Source organism: Myxacorys sp. (genome assembly GCF_059501405.1).
Genome location: NZ_JCACCM010000116.1, coordinates 28,269 through 46,070, shown reverse-complemented (window position 1 = coordinate 46,070; position 17,802 = coordinate 28,269). Strand labels below are relative to the sequence as shown.

Here is a 17,802-nt window from a genome sequence, read left to right as displayed (position 1 = left end):
TAAACTAGAGATAGCTCCTACCCTCCACTCAGACGACGGATGACTACGTGACTCAACTGGAATGCTTTCCCTATAGTGTCGGTCATGCAGACGAAGGAATATGTCTCCTCGTGCGGATGGGGCCTTATCGAATTTTGCTGGACTGTGGCTTATGGGATACGGCTCTTTTGCCATCCGATGTGCCGCCAGCCGACTTAGTGCTATGCAGCCATGCTCACGCCGATCACGCAAGGGGATTGCTACCGCTGCATCAAACCTTTCCTCAGTTGCCCATTTATGCCAGTGAGGTGACAACGCAACTGTTAGCGCTCAATTGGATCACAGAGCGATCGCAAGTTCCTCTGTTTGCCCAAGCGTTGCCGTGGCGATCGCCAGTCGAGTTTTTAGATGGATTGACGGCAGAACTGTTTCCGGCAGGGCATTTGCCGGGAGCCGCCGTAATTCTAATTACCTATACGCCGCGGGATACTAATGCTCGCCCGTACACGGTGCTGTACACCGGAGATTTCTTTCTGTCCAACTCGCGCCTGGTTGAAGGGTTGCGGCTAGAGGAACTGCGCGGACTAGAGCCAGATGTTTTGATCGTTGAGGGCAGTTACGGCACGGCACGCTATCCTCACCGTCGGCAACAAGAAAATTATTTGGCAGAGCGCATCAGTAATGCGCTGACAGATGGACAATCGGTGCTGCTGCCTGTACCAACTTTGGGTTTGGGCCAAGAGTTGTTGATGCTGCTGCGGAGCCATCATTCATTTACAGGGCGCGATTTAGATATTTGGGTTGATGGCACGATCACAACCGGATGCGATGCGTATTTGGATTTGTTGCCGCATTTTCCTGCCTCTGTTCAAAATTTTGCGCGTCACCAATCCCTCTTTTGGGACGATCGCATCCGTCCACGAGTGCGACGGCTCTCTCCTGATCAGCGCCAAGCTGTTGGCAAATCTCCATGTATTGTCCTGACCGATCTTGCTTTAGATTGGAATGCATTTTTTCAGACTAAGCCTTGGTTAGTGCTGTTACCTCAACATTTAGCCGACCCGTTTTTGATCCCCAATTCTGACGGTCTGGAGATGGAAACGTATCTTTTGGCGCAGCATGGTGATGGTCCTAGCACAACGCAGCTGATTCACAATTTGCGTCCGCAGCACGTGGTCTTTGTTCATGGAAATCCCAATTATTTATCTGATCTAACCGGGTTAGAAGAGTTACACAATCGCTATCACCTCCACTCGCCTTCGGCGGGAAGTTTGGTGGAGCTACCGATTGGAGAAACCTTCTTGCAGCCTGCTCCCCCGGAGACGACCTATGAGGGAGAGCTTTCAGAGTTTGGAACGATGGTAACGTTTACGCTACCCGATGCAATTACGGCTGACTCGCGCTGGCGGGGTTTAGCCGATACGGGGCTTGTAGAAGCGCGATGGCAAGGACAGGAGCTTGTGTTGCGCGGCCTGACGGAGCGGGAGTTGCTCAATCAAAATAGCGATCGCATCTCGCCATCCATCGATGGAACGCTAAAAGACTCCTGTTCTATCTGTCGTCACTATCGAGGACAGCGGTGTTGGAATCCAGCGTCTCCGTTGTTTAACTTTAAAGTAACGCCTGAAGGCTATTGTCCTGCCTTTGAGTCAAACCAAACTGACACCGCGCCGTCTGACCAGACTGAGGGAGAGTAATGATCGGGTCAGCCCCGCTGCGCAATGTGCATTTAGTGAGATCGCAACAGATGCAGGCACGATGATTGCAGGCACCGCAAATATTACGAATTGATAGGAGATCTTAAGGGCGGGTCTAAAGTGGTATCCGTGCATTTAGTGAGATCGCAACAGATGCAGGCACGATGATTGCAGGCACCGCAAATATTACGAATTGATAGGAGATCTTAAGGGCGGGTCTAAAGTGGTATCCTTGCAATCCGAAACTGGTTTTTAATTCACCGACTGTTAATTCACTGATTGTTAATTCACTGATTATTCGTTGTTCCTGAACCTCTAGATCTCGTGCGTTCCCCAATCTCTCCTAGTTGGTTTGTGTTTCTAATCGCGTTCGTTGCGCTGCGATTTGTCTTTTGGTTGAAAGCATTTCCAAATTCTGATGAGGCATACTATTGGCTTTGGGGCCAGCATCTCCAATGGTCGTACTACGATCATCCGCCATTGCAAGCGTGGGTGCAGGGAGCCTTTACCGCCTTATTTGGACGATCGGAGTTTGTGCTGCGGCTTCCCAATGTACTCAGTAGTGCTGTTTTCTTTTATACGTATTATCGCATTGCAGTCTATCTGTATCCAAAGCAAACCCCACAACGATTTTGGTTTACTGTTCTGCTAGTATTCGCATCACCGTTATATTTTGTATTTCTAGGGTTAGCGTGGCCTGATCATCTCCTAATTACCTTCTCGTTAGTGTCTGCGTATCAGTTTGTTCGATTTGCGGATGGATTTATTGCCAACGGTCGAGGGGAGACAGGACGGTTGTATCTTTCCGCAGCCGCGATCGCACTCGCAGGGCTCTCGAAATACAATGCCGTGTTCGTGGGTTTAGGATTCCTCGCCACTATCCTAGCTGTTCCCCACTTGCGCCGTTTGTTACTCGATCGACGATTCTACATTGCAGCAGCCATTGCGATCAGCGCCCTCATTCCAATTGTGCTGTGGAATCACTCGAATGATTTTCAGTCGTTGCAATATTACCTTAATCGAAGCGTAAATCCAGTTGCTAATGGACTTAAGATTGGTGCATGTATTGGATTTTTGGGAGCATCCTATTTTCTGGTATCTCCATTTTATTGGAGAGGGTTCTTTCGAGTTTTACAAAATCGGACTCAGCTTAAAGATGTCACCTCTGTCTATCCGATTCTTGCCTTCTGGGTTTTTCTCATTTCTTCTGTTGTTCTGATTATTATTTCTCTCATTTCTGCTGCATTGTATTACTGGAATATCACTGCCTATATTCTATTATTTCCATTACTTCCGTTAGCATTTCCCAAACGCCCACCTCGGCTATCATTTTTGTATGGCTTACTGATCTCAACGCTGGTCGTCGTTCACTACGCCGTGCTTCCCCTATCTGCGTTTATGGATCAGACCGTTGACCCCGATTCGCGCATGTTGTTTGGCTGGCGTGAGGTTGCAAGTGAAGTCAGCCGTCAAACAAAAGAATTGGGAGCGCCTTTATTGATGACAACTGATTATCGCTCGGCATCTGCTTTAGCTTACGAATTGAACAATAAAGATGTGCTTGCAGTGAGCGATCGCGTCGATCAATTTGACTTTTGGCATTCAGATCGAGGCGAGCTAGAGGGCAAAAATGCCGTGATTGTTTGGGATGATTGGTACCCAGCAACGGGGAAACTACTGCCAAAGTTCGATCGCGTTTCTGAGCCAGTCACAGTTCCAGTCACCCGATTTGGAATTTTGATCAAGAACTACTATGTGCAGAAAGGATACTGGTACAAACCGTGACAGATTACATTCATTTAACCGACATTCGATGCTACGGCTACACGGGCGTATTGCCGGAAGAACAGGTGTTAGGGCAATGGTTTGAGGTGGATTTAACGCTGTGGCTCGATTTAGAAAAAGCGGGACAGAGCGATCGCTTAGAAGACACCCTCGACTACCGCGACATTATTTCGAGCGTCCAGCAGTTGGTAAAAACCTCTCGATTTGCATTAATAGAACGATTGGCAACCGCAATTGCGGAATCCGCTTTATCGCTCGACCGTGTCAGACAGGTACAAGTGAAATTAACTAAGCCTGCTGCGCCAATTCCTGACTTTGGCGGCAAGATTGTAATTGACATTACGCGCCTCAAATGACGGCATATTGCGAGCTCCCATTTCTTCGGGAGCTCGGAGCCTTTATTCAGCAAAAAGCCCCGTTTGGACTTTAATGGCTCAACGGGGCACTAGACGCAGTTAGGAGGTAACTATGCGCATTTAATTTATCGGAGAAAATCAAAAGATAAAGCAGATTTAAGAATGTCTTTATCCTGAGGCTAGTTTGTGAGCATGGCGCGTCGTTTCGGGCAGGCGATACTTCGTCGTGCAGCCCATCACGTACGATAAGGAAGTCTCTAAGCTGATGCGATGTCCTAACGAAATAAACAGAGGTTTCGTTTTAGGACGAGTTCGCAACACTGCCCCGATCTTCTCTCCTTTGTGCTGCAACTCCACCCAAGCACCTCGCTCCTCAGGAACCTCACCATACTTGCCAACTAACAGCGATTTTGCCACGCCGATCGTGGGCATATTCGTCAGCACGCCCAAGTGGCACGCAATGCCAAACCGCCTCGGATGCGCCAATCCTTGACCATCGCAGAGCAACAGATCGGGTACAGTTTGCACCGTCTCAAGCGCATCTAGCACCGCAGGCACTTCTCGAAACGACAGAAAGCCCGGAATATAAGGAAACGTTGTTGGACGCCACGCGATCGCATGATCGCAAAACTGCAACTCTGGGTAAGTCAGCACGGCTACCGCCGCCCTCGTGATTTTGCCGTCCTCCTCAAACCCAACATCGATTCCGGCAACATAGTTCACCACACCAAACTGATCGTGCGTCACCACCTCTTGACGCAAGTCTTGCTGAATCCCAACAGCAGCTTCTGCGGTTAATGTCCACTCGTGTCTCTGTTGTATCTTCATTCTCTAACGGTTTTGATTTACAAATCATGAATCTATCTCTATGTTCGATTCAACCGAATCGACCTAAAATGCGATATATCACTTCAGACGGGTGCAATGTTAGGACGACTGCTTGATGGGCGCTACAAGATTGTAAGAGGACTCGGTTCAGGCGGCTTTGGGCACACCTACACTGCCGAAGACACCAAACGACCCGGCAATCCTGTTTGTGTGCTAAAGCATTTGAGTTTTTCAACTCCTGATCCCATCATTTTGAAGCAAGCGCGACGCATGTTTTTTGCGGAGGCAGAAACGCTAGAGAAACTGGGAAGACATGATCAAATTCCGCAACTGCTCGCTTATTTTGAAGAAGATAACGAGTTTTATCTTGTTCAAGAATTTGTGCAGGGACATCCGCTCAGCGATGAGCTAGCCGCAGGTCAGAAACGATCAGAAGACTGGGTAATTGACTGTTTAGAAGATGTTTTGAAAACTCTAGAATTTGTTCACAGTCATGGCGTGATTCATCGCGATCTCAAACCGGACAATCTGATTCGGCGCGATCGCGATCAAAAACTCGTCCTGATCGATTTTGGAGCCGTTAAGAGTATCGAAACGTCGATTACAGAATCGCAGTCTGATACGGCTCTTAGCCTCCCGGTTTATACCTCTGGCTATGCTTCTAGCGAACAGTGTCTTGGAAAGCCGCATATCACTAGCGATTTGTATTCTTTGGGCATGATTGCGATTCAAGCCTTAACAGGCGTCCGCCCTGCCCAATTGCCTCACGATTCAAAGACGTATGAATTACTATGGCGCAACCAAGCCTCGGTGCGCGAAGAGTTAGCGATCGTCATCGAAACCATGACGAAATTTCATTTTGCCAATCGCTATCAATCGGCTACCCAAGTTTTAGAAGCTTTGGCCCACGTTAAAGAAGAGTCGCTGTTCACTCAAGCCCCGCTTTCCCTCATTGATGGACACCGCTTTTCCAATCTGTCTAACATTTCCGCTAACATTCAGGACTCATCTCCAAACAAGCCTAGCCAATCTACAAAATTGAAGATTGCCGCGATCGGGGCGGGCGCGATCGCGGTGCTAGGTGCATCGGCGTGGGCATTGTCTCGACAGCCTGATTCACCTCCATCTGTTCCCCCTCAAATCGCCAGTCCACTCAGTTCAGACCAAGACAAAATTAGCTATGGTGAACGGGTTTTGGGAGTGGGAGTGGGAGCCAACCTTCCGCTCAAACAGGAAGCGGCGGATCAGGTAGCGGCAGGCAATTTTGACATTGCGATCGCGGCGTTAAAAAAAGCCCGCGCTCTAGATCGATCTGACCCAGAAACGCTGATTTATCTCAACAATGCTGCAATTGCAACGGAAAAAGCCTATACGATCGCAGTTGCTGTGCCGCTTAAAACCCAACCTCAACCTGCAAACGAGCTTTTGCGAGGCGTAGCCCAAGCGCAAGAGCGGGTCAACACCTCTGGCGGAATTGACGGAACGAAATTGAAAGTTGCGATCGCCAGCGATGACAATAATCCTGATACGGCTCAACGCCTCGCCAAAATCTTGGTGAATACTCCAGCCGTTCTCGGCGTGGTCGGGCATGGCATTAGTGACACAACGTTTGCGGCGGGGGAAGTGTATCAGGCAGGAGAACTCGTGGCGATCGCCCCCATTAGTTCTGCCACGGAGTTATCCACGCTCAGCCGCTATGTGTTTCGGGCCATGCCGAGCGATAAACGTCCGGCAAAACGACTGGCAGACTATACGGTGAATCAGCTTAAGAAGCGGAAAGTCGCCATTTTCTACAATTCCACTAGCCAATACAGCACATCACTGAAAAATGCGTTTAAGGATGCGTTGTTCTTTGGTAATAAAGGCAGCACTGCCGAGATTGATTTTAATGCGCCAGACTTTGAGCAGACGGCAGCCGTTGATATGGCAATTCGCAAAGGGGCAGAGGTGCTGATGCTGGCTCCGGATAACAAATATGTCGATCGCGCTTTGTTAGTGATTGCGGCCAACCAAAAACGGTTGCCAATGCTGGCAGGAGATGTGATGTTTTCTCCTCGAATTCTCAGGAGTGGCGATGCGAGTACTGGACTAACGATCGCAGTTCCTTACTACCAATTAGAGGTCAATAACTCTCCGTTTCAAAAGCAAGCAATCAAGCTTTGGAATAACGCTGTCAACTGGAGAACTGTGCTTGCCTATGACGCCACACAAGCCCTGATTACCGCAATTGGGCGATCTCCGACTCGCAACGGAATTCGGAGTATTTTAGCGAAACCAGATTTTGTATCGCCTGGCGGAATTCATCCGTTTAGTTTTTCGACAGAAGGCGATCGCGAAACAAAAATTGCGCTGATGAAAGTGACACCAGCGCGAACAAAAGCCAAAGCAAAGCAGTACGAATTTCAGCCCGTTAGATAACTATTTTTGCGCGGGAGGAGTCACCGCTGAGGGAGCAGTTTGAGTCTGCTGGAGGCGTTGACGCTGTTGATCTCTAAACGCTTTTGCCGCCGCATCTAGATTTTCGCGTTGTTGCGCTCGAAACGCTGCCGGATCAAGCGGACTCTGAGAAAGTTGCTGAATCAATTGCATCAATCCTGTGGTGCTGCCATTGCTGCGGTTGTTAAACAAGTCAGTGAGGGAATCAGTGGACTGAGGATCTTTTAGAAGGTCAGCGCTATTAGGAGTACTACCAGGAATTTGAGCAAACGAGGCAGGCGCAAATGCAATTACCAATCCTACTCCTGCTAACAGACCCAACACAAACTTTGCCATAACCATTAACTCCCACTACGTGATACTGCAATTCTACCCAAGACGGGTTTTTCTGAAAAATGCTCCCCAAAAAGAGTTTTTTTTAGGCAAGGCGACGACGCAGCAAGGGTTGAATGCTGATCAAGGCAAGGGTGCAAAATCCGACTAGGATGAGCAGCGCACCACCAAGAGACACGTTGCCGAAAGGCGCTTGCATAATAATGCTGCTAAAACTCCAATCGTTGTGAAGATAAAGATAGCGAATGGGTTCGATCGCATAACTCAACGGGTTGAGAGTCGCAACGACTTGCAACCACTTGGGCATAAACGATAATGGCACAAGTGCCGTACTTGCAAACAGTAGCGGTAGGTTAGTGACGAAGATAACGGCAATCAGTTCAATATGCCCTGGCAAAGCAAACGCAAGTCCAAGACTCAATCCAGTCACTCCCAGCACGAGCAACAGAACGATGAATGCAACGAGGGCAAGCCCAAATGCGTTCGGCAATCCTGCACCGAGCAACGCACTCATCACCACGATCGCGGCTGTTTGGATCAAGCTCAAGGTCGTGATGAAGATTGCAGATGCCATTACGATCGAAAATCTTGATGCTAATGGCGCAACCAATAAGCGGTTGAGGAAACCAAACTCGCGATCGAACATGACCGGAAGCCCAGCATTAAGCGCACCACCAAATGCCGTAAAGACAATCACGCCCGCGCCGAGAAACTGACCGTAGCTGATGCGATCGCCAAACAATCCTTGGGGTGCGTTCTGAAACAGTGCCCCAAACAAAATCAGCCACATGAGCGGTTGAATAATGCCTGCCGCCAGTGTAGACGGACGCCGCTGAAGCTGAATAAACAACCGCCGAGTCAGTGCCAAGGTTTCTTGAACAAACTCCCCAACCAGATTTGGCTGAGACGGTGTAACTAAAGGCTTTTCACTAAGACCGCTTTTAGACGGGGTAAGCGTGCTGCTCATAATACATTCCTTTTGATAACAGAAGAACTAGCGCATGTTTTGCTTCTTCTCAGCTTTTGCATCTCGGCTTCCTGCCGCCGCCAGATCCGCATCTAACAGAGTGCGACCTGTCGCCGTGAGGTAGACATCATCTAAACTAGGACGCGACTGAGCAATGCCAAAGGTTGGGAGTCCAGCTTTTTGTAGCGCTTGCTGAACGCCCATTAACGCTTCGCTATTGGGGGTCACCACGAGATTAAGAGAATTGCCTTGAGCCGGATTGATAATGACCTCTTGAACGGTTGGCAAAGATTCTAGAAGAGATTTTGCTTGTTGAGCTTCGTCTGTGGGAGAGAATTCTCGAATCCGTAGCGTGATGCGATCGCCGCCAACTCGATCTTTCAATTCAGACGGCGTACCGGACGCAATCACCACGCCGCGGTCGATGATGGCAACGCGATCGGCGAGTGCATCAATTTCTTCTAAATAATGGCTCGTAATTAGAACCGTTGTTCCAGCTTCCCGCAATCGCCGCAAGAAATTCCATACAGTACTACGGCTCTCGATATCGAGTCCGACGGTCGGTTCATCTAAAACAAGAACATCAGGCTGATGAAGCAGTCCGGCGGCTAAATCGAGTCGCTTCTTGAGACCACCAGAGTAGGTTCCCGTCCGCTTGTCTGCCCATTCGTCTAGCCCTAAGAGATCGATCATTTCTGCGATTCGTTGTTTGGCAGTGGCTTTCGGCAGGTGATAGAGCGCAGCCTGCAACTCTAGAAGCTCTCGCCCAGTCAGAACCTTGTCGAGTGCCACTTCTTGAGCAATGTATCCTAGCCGCTGCCGAGCTTGACGAGGATTGTCAACAACTGAAATGCCAGAGACTTCGATCGTGCCTGAATCTGGTTCTGTCAACGTACACAAGCAGCGGAGTGTCGTCGTTTTTCCAGCTCCATTGGGTCCAAGCAGGCCGAAAATTTCACCCGATTGAACAGTGAGCGAAACATCTTTGACCGCTTCTACTGACCCATAGCGCTTCTGGAGCTTTTCGATGAAGACCGCAGCCATAGCCGGTACTCCTCTATACAAATCTCAACATGTCTACACCTATTGTAGTGGTTCTGGTGAACAGAGCAGGGGGTGTGGAGAAGCGATCTCCTGAGGAGGATTACCCTAATCGAGCGATGTACGTTGTCGCCGCATCGACAAGCTGATGAGTGAGCGGGAGGCTATCGATCCCCATACCCGCACAAAGCAGCATCATGTAGAAAATTGAGTATTTGAACGTTGCGCGTGCAACTTGCAGATCTGATGGCGTTTGCATCAATTTCCAAGCCTTTTGCACAAAAATGCCGTTTAGCAGCATCGCGATCGCGCCATACACCACGCCCATCACATGCAACGGATAGACCAACAGCAGCGTTGCTGGAATTAACGACAGCGTGTAGTAGAAAATTTGACGACTCGTAGACTCGTTGCCTTCTACTACAGGCAGCATTGGCACGCCGACCTTAGCGTAATCTTCGCGAATCAGGATGGCTAACGCCCAGAAATGCGGTGGTGTCCACAGGCAAATAATTGCAAATAGAACCCACGCTGCCCAGCTTAACTCGCCCGTCACGGCTGCCCAACCCACAAGCGGAGGGATCGCACCTGCCGCGCCGCCAATCACAATATTTTGAGTGCTATGCCGCTTGAGCCAATGCGTGTAAACCAGCACGTAAACCAGAATGCCCGACATTGCTAAACAGGCGCTGAGCAGATTTGCAAAGACAGTCAGCAGCGTAAACGAAGCGATCGCCAGCGCGATCGCAAAGATCAGCGCATCACGGGGACTGACCCGACCCGACGGAAGTGGGCGATCGCGCGTCCGCTCCATCACATAATCAATATCGCGATCGTACAAACAATTAATCGTATTCGCTGATCCAGAGGCAAACGTTCCGCTTAGCAACGTCACCAACAGCAATACTGGATCAACCTGTCCTTCTGCTGCAATCCACATTGCCCCTGCTGTTGTAATCAGCAGCAGCAAAATAATCCGAGGTTTTGTCAGTTGAACATAGCTTTGAATAATTTGTAGGAAATCTTGATTGCGGCGTGAAACGCCCGTCATTGCATTTTGCATTCGCGTATTCCATAAACGAGAGAGTAGAGACGCAATATATTGCGTTTAAAGATATTGGTCTAGCAAATATTGCGTCTTTATGTAGCCATTGTTCCAAGGATTGAATTGCAGCGATTGTTCAGTACAAATCGTGCAGAGCCACCTATCATTCCACCGTTGCAAGCGTTTCATCTGTTGATAGTGGTAATTGCACCGCTGCTTGATCCCGCAACGCCAAAACTGCAAAAACAATCAGCGTTCCCAACAGCGCAGCGCCCGTTGCCTGATGCGCTACCGTCAACGGCTCCACCTGCAATCGGAGTCGAAACGTCGCAACACCCAACGTAATTTGCAACAGCAACAGCAGCCCAGCAACATTCGCCAATTGCCGCAACGCAGATGAAAGTGCTGGAGTTCGCCAAGCCATGACGACCAGCATTAGCACCGCGATCGTAGGTGGCACAATTCCGGCAATGTGACTATTCATCACTGTGCAGAGCTTTGATGTCCCCAAACATTGGTGCAGTGCCCATTGAGAAGAAACTAATCCTCCCAAAATGCTTTGCATGTAGACCAAAACTGCCGCACTTACACCCACCCAGCGGAGTTTGCCGACGGTTCCAATTCCTTTGTAAACCACCAGGGAAGATCCAATCGCCAGCAGCGTTCCAAAGAACAACAGTCCGGTTCCAAGGTGAGCCGTCACAATATCAAATCGCAGCAACTCAGTCACCGTCAGACCGCCCAAAATTCCTTGAAAGACAACGAGAAACAGGGCGAAACTCGCAGCGCTCGGCATCCAGCGAGGCAAGTCCCGACGGAACCACCACGCGGCACCACAGAGCACGATCGCGCCAAAGCCAATCGTTGTGGCGACAAGACGATGAAACCATTCTAGAAAAACTTGCAGGTTCATCTGCTGCCGCGGCACAAGCTCCCCATAGCACAAAGGCCAGTCGGGACACGACAACCCCGCATTCATCACACGGGTAGCGCTGCCCAATGCCATTAGGAAGAGCGTCGCGATCGCAAGACCAAACACCAACCGCGTCATCCACACTCTAACGGCAGTAGATGAGGGCGAAGAAACAGGAGAAGAGTGAAGAATAGAATTTGACATCTGAGAAATTTGTTGTTCCGGTCTCTGAAGAGAAAATAAAAGTTCACGGAAATCGGAGCATCTGCTCTAAGTTCTACTTTAGTGATGGAATCGTTAATTCTAAACAGCTTTAGGGAATTCTTCGGATTCTCAATGGCTTCAAGTCAACCTTCCACAACGCTTCTGCTGTGATCCCAAAGAAAACATTAAGGATACTTCTGAAACAGAACACATCCCAAGAGGGGTGTCGTACCGTTGAGGGGGGAGTTAACCAATATAGAGGTTTTGGCGTTTCAGCTTAGAGTCAAACTGACATTCAGCCTTACTGGTTTTCGCGTTAGGATCTCTCTTGAGGGCGCTCTCCATCCAAAGCCCAAATACTAGAATTTCAAGCACTAAGATTTCAAACGTCTATTTTCAAATGTCTATGCTCTGAGCAAACAGACCGAGGGACAGCAAACCAGCCATAATCCATGTTGCCTTCTCCCGTTTAGTAGGTCTTCTTACATCCGATCCCACGTCCCCCATGAATGAGAGTGATGAGCCGTGAATATTCCAAGTCAAATTACAACGCTGCTCGCTGGTATTCTTCTGACCCTTATTAGCTTTTGGTACGGTCAGAACCACAATCTATTACCCGTTGAAGCCTCTAAGAATGCTGCTTCAGTAGACAATCTGTTTAACGCCATGTTGACGATTGGCACAGGTATTTTTCTACTGGTCACTGGCATTCTGATTTACAGCGCCATTAAGTTCAGACGTGCTCCTGACGATACGAGTGACGGACCGCCCGTACACGGCAACATTCCGCTAGAAATTCTCTGGACAGCGATTCCAGCCATTATTGTGTTAGGGATTTCGGTCTACAGCTTTGACGTTTATACAGCTGAAGGCGGTATGAACCCGATGGATCACTCAATGGCACACGGAAAAGCTCACCATCAAGTGGCTGCGCAGCCGGGAAGTGCTATTGCCGCAACTCTTATTTCTCAAGCCGAGCCCACTCAGCAGAAAGCCGAATCCGTTCTACAAGACCCGGCGACCAATGCTGTGCGAGAAGATATTCCGAAACGGAAAGAAGCACCTACGCTGGGAACGGTTACTCAACCACAGGTTGGTTCATCCCCAGAGAAAGCAGGAAAGCCCCCTGAGGTAGTGATCAACGTGACAGGAATGCAGTATGCTTGGCTGTTTACCTATCCGGGAACCGAAGTGGTGGCAGGAGAACTGCACGTTCCCTTAGGTCGCGACGTATTGATTAATATTTCTGCTAATGATGTTCTACATGCGTTTTGGGTTCCAGAGTTTCGTCTAAAGCAAGACGCTGTGCCTGGCCGCGAGGCGGAACTTCGTTTCACGCCGACTAGAGAAGGTCAATATCCACTGATTTGTGCTGAACTATGCGGGGCGTACCATGGCGCAATGAGAACGATCGTTGTTGTGGAGCCTCAAGAAGCCTATGACACTTGGCTTCAGAGTCAGCAAGTTGCGAGTGCCCATACACTGGATCAGGCCATTGCAGCCAATCCCGCCACGATGACCGCCGAGCAGTATCTCGCCCCCTATGCTCACGAGATGGGCCTCAGCCCAGAGATTCTCGACCAGCTACGTCCCCACAACGGACATTCTTAATTTCATCGAACGGAAATCGGGTATCTCCATGCCCTCATAGCCCATACCCCTCTCGTTATGACTCAAGCCGCTCAAATTCAAGAAGAAGCCAACCAGTTTGCCCACGGCAACAAGCCGGGTAACTGGAAGGAATACTTCTCCTTTAGCACTGACCATAAGGTGATCGGGATTCAATATCTGGTCACAACCTTCTTTTTCTATCTCATTGGCGGTGTGCTGGCGACCCTGGTTCGTACAGAACTCGCCACGCCTGAATCCGATTTTGTCAGCCGCGAGGTTTACAACAGCCTATTCACGGTTCACGCCACGGTAATGATCTTCCTATGGATTGTGCCTGGAGCAACTGGCGGATTTGGCAACTACCTCATTCCCCTCATGATTGGGGCGCGAGATATGGCGTTCCCTCGCCTCAACGCGCTCGCCTTCTGGATCATTCCCCCAACAGGATTGATGCTAATGTCCAGCTTCTTAGTCGGCGCACCCGGAGCAGGCTGGACAAATTACCCGCCCCTCAGCTTAGTTAGCGGAAAAGCGGGGGAGATGATTTGGATTCTTAGCATTCTGCTGTTGGGAACCTCGTCAATTTTGGCAGCCGTGAACTTCATCGTCACGATCTTCAAGATGCGAGTCCCTGGCATGGGCTTAAACCAGATGCCCCTGTTTTGCTGGTCAATGCTGGCAACCTCATTCTTAGCGCTAATCGCCACACCAGTTTTGGCGGGGGCAATGATCTTGCTGTCGTTTGACGTCTTAATTGGCACTGCCTTCTTCAATCCAACAGGAGGCGGCGATCCGATCGTTTATCAGCACCTCTTCTGGTTTTACTCTCACCCTGCCGTCTACATCATGATCTTGCCGATCTTTGGCATGATCTCAGAAATTGTTTCAGTTCATTCGCGCAAACCGATTTTTGGCTACAAAGCGATCGCATACTCCAGTATTGCCATCTGCGGACTCGGCCTGATCGTCTGGGCACACCACATGTTTACCAGCGGAACTCCGCCTTGGCTGCGGATGTTCTTCATGATCACCACAATGGTCATTTCTGTGCCAACCGGAATTAAAATCTTCAGTTGGCTGGCGACGTTGTGGGGCGGCAAGCTTGACATGAGTTCGGCGTTGCTGTTTGCGATGGGATTTATTTGTCTGTTCGTGATTGGCGGCATTAGCGGCGTCATGACGGCTTCGGTTCCCTTTGACATTCACGTCCATGACACTTATTTCGTTGTAGCTCACCTGCACTACGTGTTGTTTGGGGGCAGCGTTTTTGGGTTATATGGCGGCTTCTACCATTGGTTCCCCAAGATCACGGGACGGATGATGAGCGAAGCGTGGGGTAAGGTTCACTTCTGGCTGACGTTTATTGGCTTCAACCTAGCGTTTATGCCGATGCATAAACTCGGCATGGAAGGGATGAACCGTCGGATTGCAGAGTACGATCCCAAGTTTGCGACATTGAATCTGATCTGTACGATCGGAGCCTACTTACTAGCCGTTTCAACCATTCCGTTTATTGTTAATGCCACTTGGAGTTGGTTGCGCGGCAAACCAGCGGGTGATAACCCGTGGCGAGCATTGACGTTGGAGTGGATGACCACTTCTCCGCCTCCGGTGGAAAACTTTGAAGCTGATCCGGTATTAGCAACAGGGCCGTATGACTACGGCATGGGTAACCGTGCTACGGAAGTGGATGTTCCCTTCTCGGAAGCCGACGATCCATCCTTGTCAGCGGGTCCAAGCTCTACGTTGCGAGCAAAACCTGATCCGGTGGCGGCAGCAAATCCGAGCGATCGCGGCGACGAAAGCTACAACCGAGAGTAATTCAATTTAGTCATGCCATCTAAGAGGGAGAAACAGATTTCATTGGTTTATCCCTCGCTTTTTTCAACTGTTCACTTAGCTATTCGAGACCATGACCACCCTCGATCCTGCAAAATTAGAGCGCAACCATCACCAAGACGACCATCATGTTGCGTCTGGGCATGAAGGCCATCCCGATCATCGCATTCTGGGCATCATTGTTTTTCTAATCGCAGAAGGCATGATTTTTCTGGGGCTGTTCACGGCATATCTTGCCTTTCGGACGGTTGCCCCTACGTGGCCTCCTGAAGGAACGCCCAAACTAGAGCTACTGCTTCCTGGCATCAACACCGTGATTCTGATTGGCAGTAGCTTTGTCATTCACAACGCGGATACAGCGATTAAGAAGAATGATGTTCGCGGGCTGCGCTTGTGGTTTGGGATCACTGCTGCAATGGGCGCTGTCTTCCTAGCAGGCCAGCTTTATGAGTACTTCCATCTAGAGTTTGGGCTGACCAAAAATATTTTTGCCAGCACATTCTATGTACTGACGGGATTTCACGGGCTACACGTCTGCTTTGGACTAATTTTGATCATGGCCGTGTTGTGGCGATCGCTAAAGCCCAATCACTACAACAGCAAAGATCACTTTGGCGTCGAAGCAGCAGAAGTCTACTGGCACTTCGTGGATGTGATCTGGGTAATTCTGTTTCTGTTGCTTTACATCATTTGAATCTGATTTTTGTGAATCTGATTGTTGAACCCAATCTCAAGCGATCCTTGTAGTTCGTAATTTGTAATCTGAAGTATTTTCTTCAATTACGAATCACGAACTATCATGTTAAGCGCTTACTGAGCAGGGTGATGAGATATGAGTTTACCGTTTGTTTTAGATGTTGCGATCGGCTTAATTTTTACGTATTTAATTCTGAGTTTATTAGCCGCTGAACTTCAAGAGTTACTCGCAACCGTTTTGCAATGGCGAGCCAAACATTTGAAAGACTCGATTGAAGTCTTGCTGTCAGGAGGCACGGGTACGCCCGAAGAAGAGCGTGTCCGAGATTTGGTGTCTCGGCTTTATAACGATTCGCTGCTAAAGAATGTTAACCAAGAAGCGAAAGGTGGTATTGCTACTGCCTTTCGACGGATTTCGAGTTTCCTATTTCGGGGAAATCGCAAAGGTGCGTTTGGCCGGGAGCTGTCAACCGGACCTTCCTACATTGCGTCAGAAACGTTTGCCACAACAATGATCGAGCAACTTGGCATCACGTCGCTGATCGATAAATTAACCGAAGTTCGATTTGAGAAATTTGTCAATCGCATTGTCGGACAGTATTCGGCTGATACTGTTGGCGAGGCTCAACTTCCTAGCGATGATGCATTTCGAGATGATTGGGAGCGGGGCGGAATTCGAGTTGTTGCTGCCAAATCCAACATTACTAACTTAGACCAAGACCATAATTTCAAACTATTAGTGGAAGAGTATGACGAGATCTTGCGATCGTATAAGAGCAAGCAAGCCAACTTAACCACCAGCATTGAGCGGTTGGGAGAAGCCTTTAACATTTATATTGCGACGAGTTGTGATCCCAACTCAACGGATCAAGCGCAACAAACTTACGCTCGTCGCCTGCGATCGCTCAAATCTAGTATTTTTGGTGAAAATAACGATCGCGCCATCCTGTCAGGTGGTCTGAAGCCGAGCTTGTCTGAAATTGCCGAACTGGTGAACCAGAATAGCAACACCTACAAAGAAGCGGTGAGCGCTTATGAGCGCTTAGCGAACACGGCAAGACCGATCGATGCCCAAATCAATTCAACAATTGAAGGTCAAATTCAGGATTACATAGCAGGATTAGAGCCTGAAGAAGCGAAACGCTTGAAGAAACACATCAACGAAGAACACATCAAACCGTATGATGCTCTACCATTTGACCAGCAGCAAATCTTTTTATCCACTGCCCTGAAAGATTTGTCAGAAGAGGAACGCCAACTGTACGAAGATTATCAGTCCTACAAAAAAATTCGGAGTGGTTTAAGTCGGTTGCCCGATTCTGTGAAAGAAAGTCTATCGATTTTGGCAAGGCGTGCTCAAACGCGAGTTCAGCAAGTTGATAACGAACTGCATCAATTTAGCGACGAGATCGCACTTTGGTTTGACCGATCAATGTCGCGTGCGTCTGGCGTTTACAAACGCAACGCAAAAGGGGTGGCGATCCTGATGGGTCTTGTTCTCGCAGCGGGTACAAATGCCGATACATTTCATATTTTCAATCGGCTATCGAGTGATGATAGTTTGCGGCAACTGATTACCGACCAGGCCGCTAAGCTCGATCTAAGAGCAACCAATTCTCCGCGCTTGTCGGAGGAGCTAAAAAACTTGAGAAATCAGACAGATTCTGCATTGCGAGACATTGCTTTTCCCATTAGCTGGAGTCCGGTCAATTTAGGCAGACAGCTTGGATGTCAGCCCAACGAGCTTCAGAGCGATCCGTCTCAAGCGACGCAACCAAACTCACCCAATCAGACTGACGACACTCAGGCTAGACAAGCTTGGGCAAACCTCTACAAATCCTGTGTCAATGGAGGTCAAGCAACGATCGACACACCTGTACCCCTGCAAGTGATGGACATTGCTGCTCATCGACCTTTGGGACTGCTGCGAATGATGTCGGGCTGGGCGTTTAGCGGCATTGCGATCGCGATGGGCGCTCCGTTCTGGTTTGACTTGCTAGGCAAATTTGTCAATGTCCGCAATTCAGGCGGCAAGCCAAAACCCAAAACAGAGGAGAATGCACCTTAGCTTA

Annotated in this window: 14 protein-coding genes; 8 read left to right on the top strand and 6 right to left on the bottom strand. The window is 49.2% G+C overall.

Going from position 1 to position 17,802, the window contains the following annotated elements; genetic code table 11:
• Window positions 1-47: 47 nt before the first annotated feature.
• The 3 genes from AC5I6P_RS15150 (at window position 48) to folB (ending at window position 3,817) form a co-directional block, all read left to right on the top strand.
• Entirely contained in the window at window positions 48-1,676 is a 1,629-nt protein-coding gene (locus tag AC5I6P_RS15150; RefSeq protein ID WP_495694609.1) for an MBL fold metallo-hydrolase, read from the top strand.
• A 324-nt stretch (window positions 1,677-2,000) separates the two neighbouring features.
• The gene (locus AC5I6P_RS15145) at window positions 2,001-3,461 is read left to right on the top strand and encodes an ArnT family glycosyltransferase (protein ID WP_495694608.1); all 1,461 of its coding nucleotides are present in this window, start codon (window positions 2,001-2,003) and stop codon (window positions 3,459-3,461) included.
• Complete coding sequence (gene folB, locus AC5I6P_RS15140; protein ID WP_495694607.1) at window positions 3,458-3,817, top strand: dihydroneopterin aldolase; 360 nt, start codon at window positions 3,458-3,460, stop codon at window positions 3,815-3,817. The genes AC5I6P_RS15145 and folB overlap by 4 nt, the downstream gene beginning before the upstream one ends.
• Before the next feature lie 168 nt (window positions 3,818-3,985).
• Here folB and nfi read toward each other — a convergent pair whose 3' ends face one another.
• The gene (gene nfi, locus AC5I6P_RS15135; RefSeq protein WP_495694606.1) at window positions 3,986-4,645 is read right to left on the bottom strand and encodes a deoxyribonuclease V; all 660 of its coding nucleotides are present in this window, start codon (window positions 4,643-4,645) and stop codon (window positions 3,986-3,988) included.
• A gap of 96 nt (window positions 4,646-4,741) precedes the next feature.
• Between nfi and AC5I6P_RS15130 the strand changes: the two genes are divergently transcribed.
• Window positions 4,742-7,063, top strand: coding sequence for a bifunctional serine/threonine-protein kinase/ABC transporter substrate-binding protein (locus AC5I6P_RS15130; RefSeq protein WP_495694605.1), 2,322 nt, complete (start codon window positions 4,742-4,744; stop codon window positions 7,061-7,063).
• On the opposite strand, the gene AC5I6P_RS15125 is transcribed toward AC5I6P_RS15130, so the two are convergent.
• The 5 genes from AC5I6P_RS15125 to AC5I6P_RS15105 all read right to left on the bottom strand — a co-directional run bounded on the left by AC5I6P_RS15125 (window position 7,064) and on the right by AC5I6P_RS15105 (window position 11,584).
• On the bottom strand, window positions 7,064-7,417 hold the full coding sequence (locus AC5I6P_RS15125) for a hypothetical protein (protein WP_495694604.1): 354 nt from the start codon (window positions 7,415-7,417) through the stop codon (window positions 7,064-7,066). It lies immediately after the preceding gene.
• A gap of 82 nt (window positions 7,418-7,499) precedes the next feature.
• Window positions 7,500-8,381 carry an ABC transporter permease gene (locus tag AC5I6P_RS15120; RefSeq protein WP_495694603.1) on the bottom strand — a complete coding sequence of 294 codons (882 nt, stop codon included), beginning with the start codon at window positions 8,379-8,381 and terminating at the stop codon, window positions 7,500-7,502.
• Window positions 8,382-8,408: 27 nt separating this feature from the next.
• Entirely contained in the window at window positions 8,409-9,425 is a 1,017-nt protein-coding gene (locus AC5I6P_RS15115; RefSeq protein ID WP_495694602.1) for an ABC transporter ATP-binding protein, read from the bottom strand.
• A gap of 100 nt (window positions 9,426-9,525) precedes the next feature.
• Window positions 9,526-10,485 carry a heme o synthase gene (locus AC5I6P_RS15110; protein ID WP_495694601.1) on the bottom strand — a complete coding sequence of 320 codons (960 nt, stop codon included), beginning with the start codon at window positions 10,483-10,485 and terminating at the stop codon, window positions 9,526-9,528.
• 145 nt (window positions 10,486-10,630) lie between these two features.
• Window positions 10,631-11,584 carry a COX15/CtaA family protein gene (locus tag AC5I6P_RS15105; RefSeq protein ID WP_495694600.1) on the bottom strand — a complete coding sequence of 318 codons (954 nt, stop codon included), beginning with the start codon at window positions 11,582-11,584 and terminating at the stop codon, window positions 10,631-10,633.
• Window positions 11,585-12,109: 525 nt separating this feature from the next.
• Between AC5I6P_RS15105 and AC5I6P_RS15100 the strand changes: the two genes are divergently transcribed.
• From AC5I6P_RS15100 to AC5I6P_RS15085, 4 genes are all read left to right on the top strand, one after another.
• Complete coding sequence (locus tag AC5I6P_RS15100) at window positions 12,110-13,195, top strand: cytochrome c oxidase subunit II (protein ID WP_495694599.1); 1,086 nt, start codon at window positions 12,110-12,112, stop codon at window positions 13,193-13,195.
• Window positions 13,196-13,252: 57 nt separating this feature from the next.
• On the top strand, window positions 13,253-15,016 hold the full coding sequence (gene ctaD, locus AC5I6P_RS15095; RefSeq protein ID WP_495694598.1) for a cytochrome c oxidase subunit I: 1,764 nt from the start codon (window positions 13,253-13,255) through the stop codon (window positions 15,014-15,016).
• Window positions 15,017-15,107: 91 nt separating this feature from the next.
• Window positions 15,108-15,728 (top strand): cytochrome c oxidase subunit 3, encoded by a 621-nt coding sequence (locus tag AC5I6P_RS15090; protein WP_495694597.1) that lies wholly within the window; start codon window positions 15,108-15,110, stop codon window positions 15,726-15,728.
• A gap of 138 nt (window positions 15,729-15,866) precedes the next feature.
• A complete protein-coding gene (locus AC5I6P_RS15085) occupies window positions 15,867-17,798 on the top strand; it encodes a hypothetical protein (RefSeq protein ID WP_495694596.1) in 1,932 nt (643 codons plus the stop codon).
• The last annotated feature ends 4 nt before the right edge of the window (window positions 17,799-17,802 follow it).

What these genes read in the sequence shown, in the direction of transcription:
- nfi (WP_495694606.1), bottom strand. Translation starts at nt 4,645, where the DNA reads ATGAAGATACAACAGAGACACGAGTGGACATTAACCGCAGAAGCTGCT.
- AC5I6P_RS15130 (WP_495694605.1), top strand. Translation starts at nt 4,742, where the DNA reads ATGTTAGGACGACTGCTTGATGGGCGCTACAAGATTGTAAGAGGACTC.
- AC5I6P_RS15125 (WP_495694604.1), bottom strand. Translation starts at nt 7,417, where the DNA reads ATGGCAAAGTTTGTGTTGGGTCTGTTAGCAGGAGTAGGATTGGTAATT.
- AC5I6P_RS15120 (WP_495694603.1), bottom strand. Translation starts at nt 8,381, where the DNA reads ATGAGCAGCACGCTTACCCCGTCTAAAAGCGGTCTTAGTGAAAAGCCT.
- AC5I6P_RS15115 (WP_495694602.1), bottom strand. Translation starts at nt 9,425, where the DNA reads ATGGCTGCGGTCTTCATCGAAAAGCTCCAGAAGCGCTATGGGTCAGTA.
- AC5I6P_RS15110 (WP_495694601.1), bottom strand. Translation starts at nt 10,485, where the DNA reads ATGCAAAATGCAATGACGGGCGTTTCACGCCGCAATCAAGATTTCCTA.
- AC5I6P_RS15105 (WP_495694600.1), bottom strand. Translation starts at nt 11,584, where the DNA reads ATGTCAAATTCTATTCTTCACTCTTCTCCTGTTTCTTCGCCCTCATCT.
- ctaD (WP_495694598.1), top strand. Translation starts at nt 13,253, where the DNA reads ATGACTCAAGCCGCTCAAATTCAAGAAGAAGCCAACCAGTTTGCCCAC.
- AC5I6P_RS15090 (WP_495694597.1), top strand. Translation starts at nt 15,108, where the DNA reads ATGACCACCCTCGATCCTGCAAAATTAGAGCGCAACCATCACCAAGAC.
- AC5I6P_RS15085 (WP_495694596.1), top strand. Translation starts at nt 15,867, where the DNA reads ATGAGTTTACCGTTTGTTTTAGATGTTGCGATCGGCTTAATTTTTACG.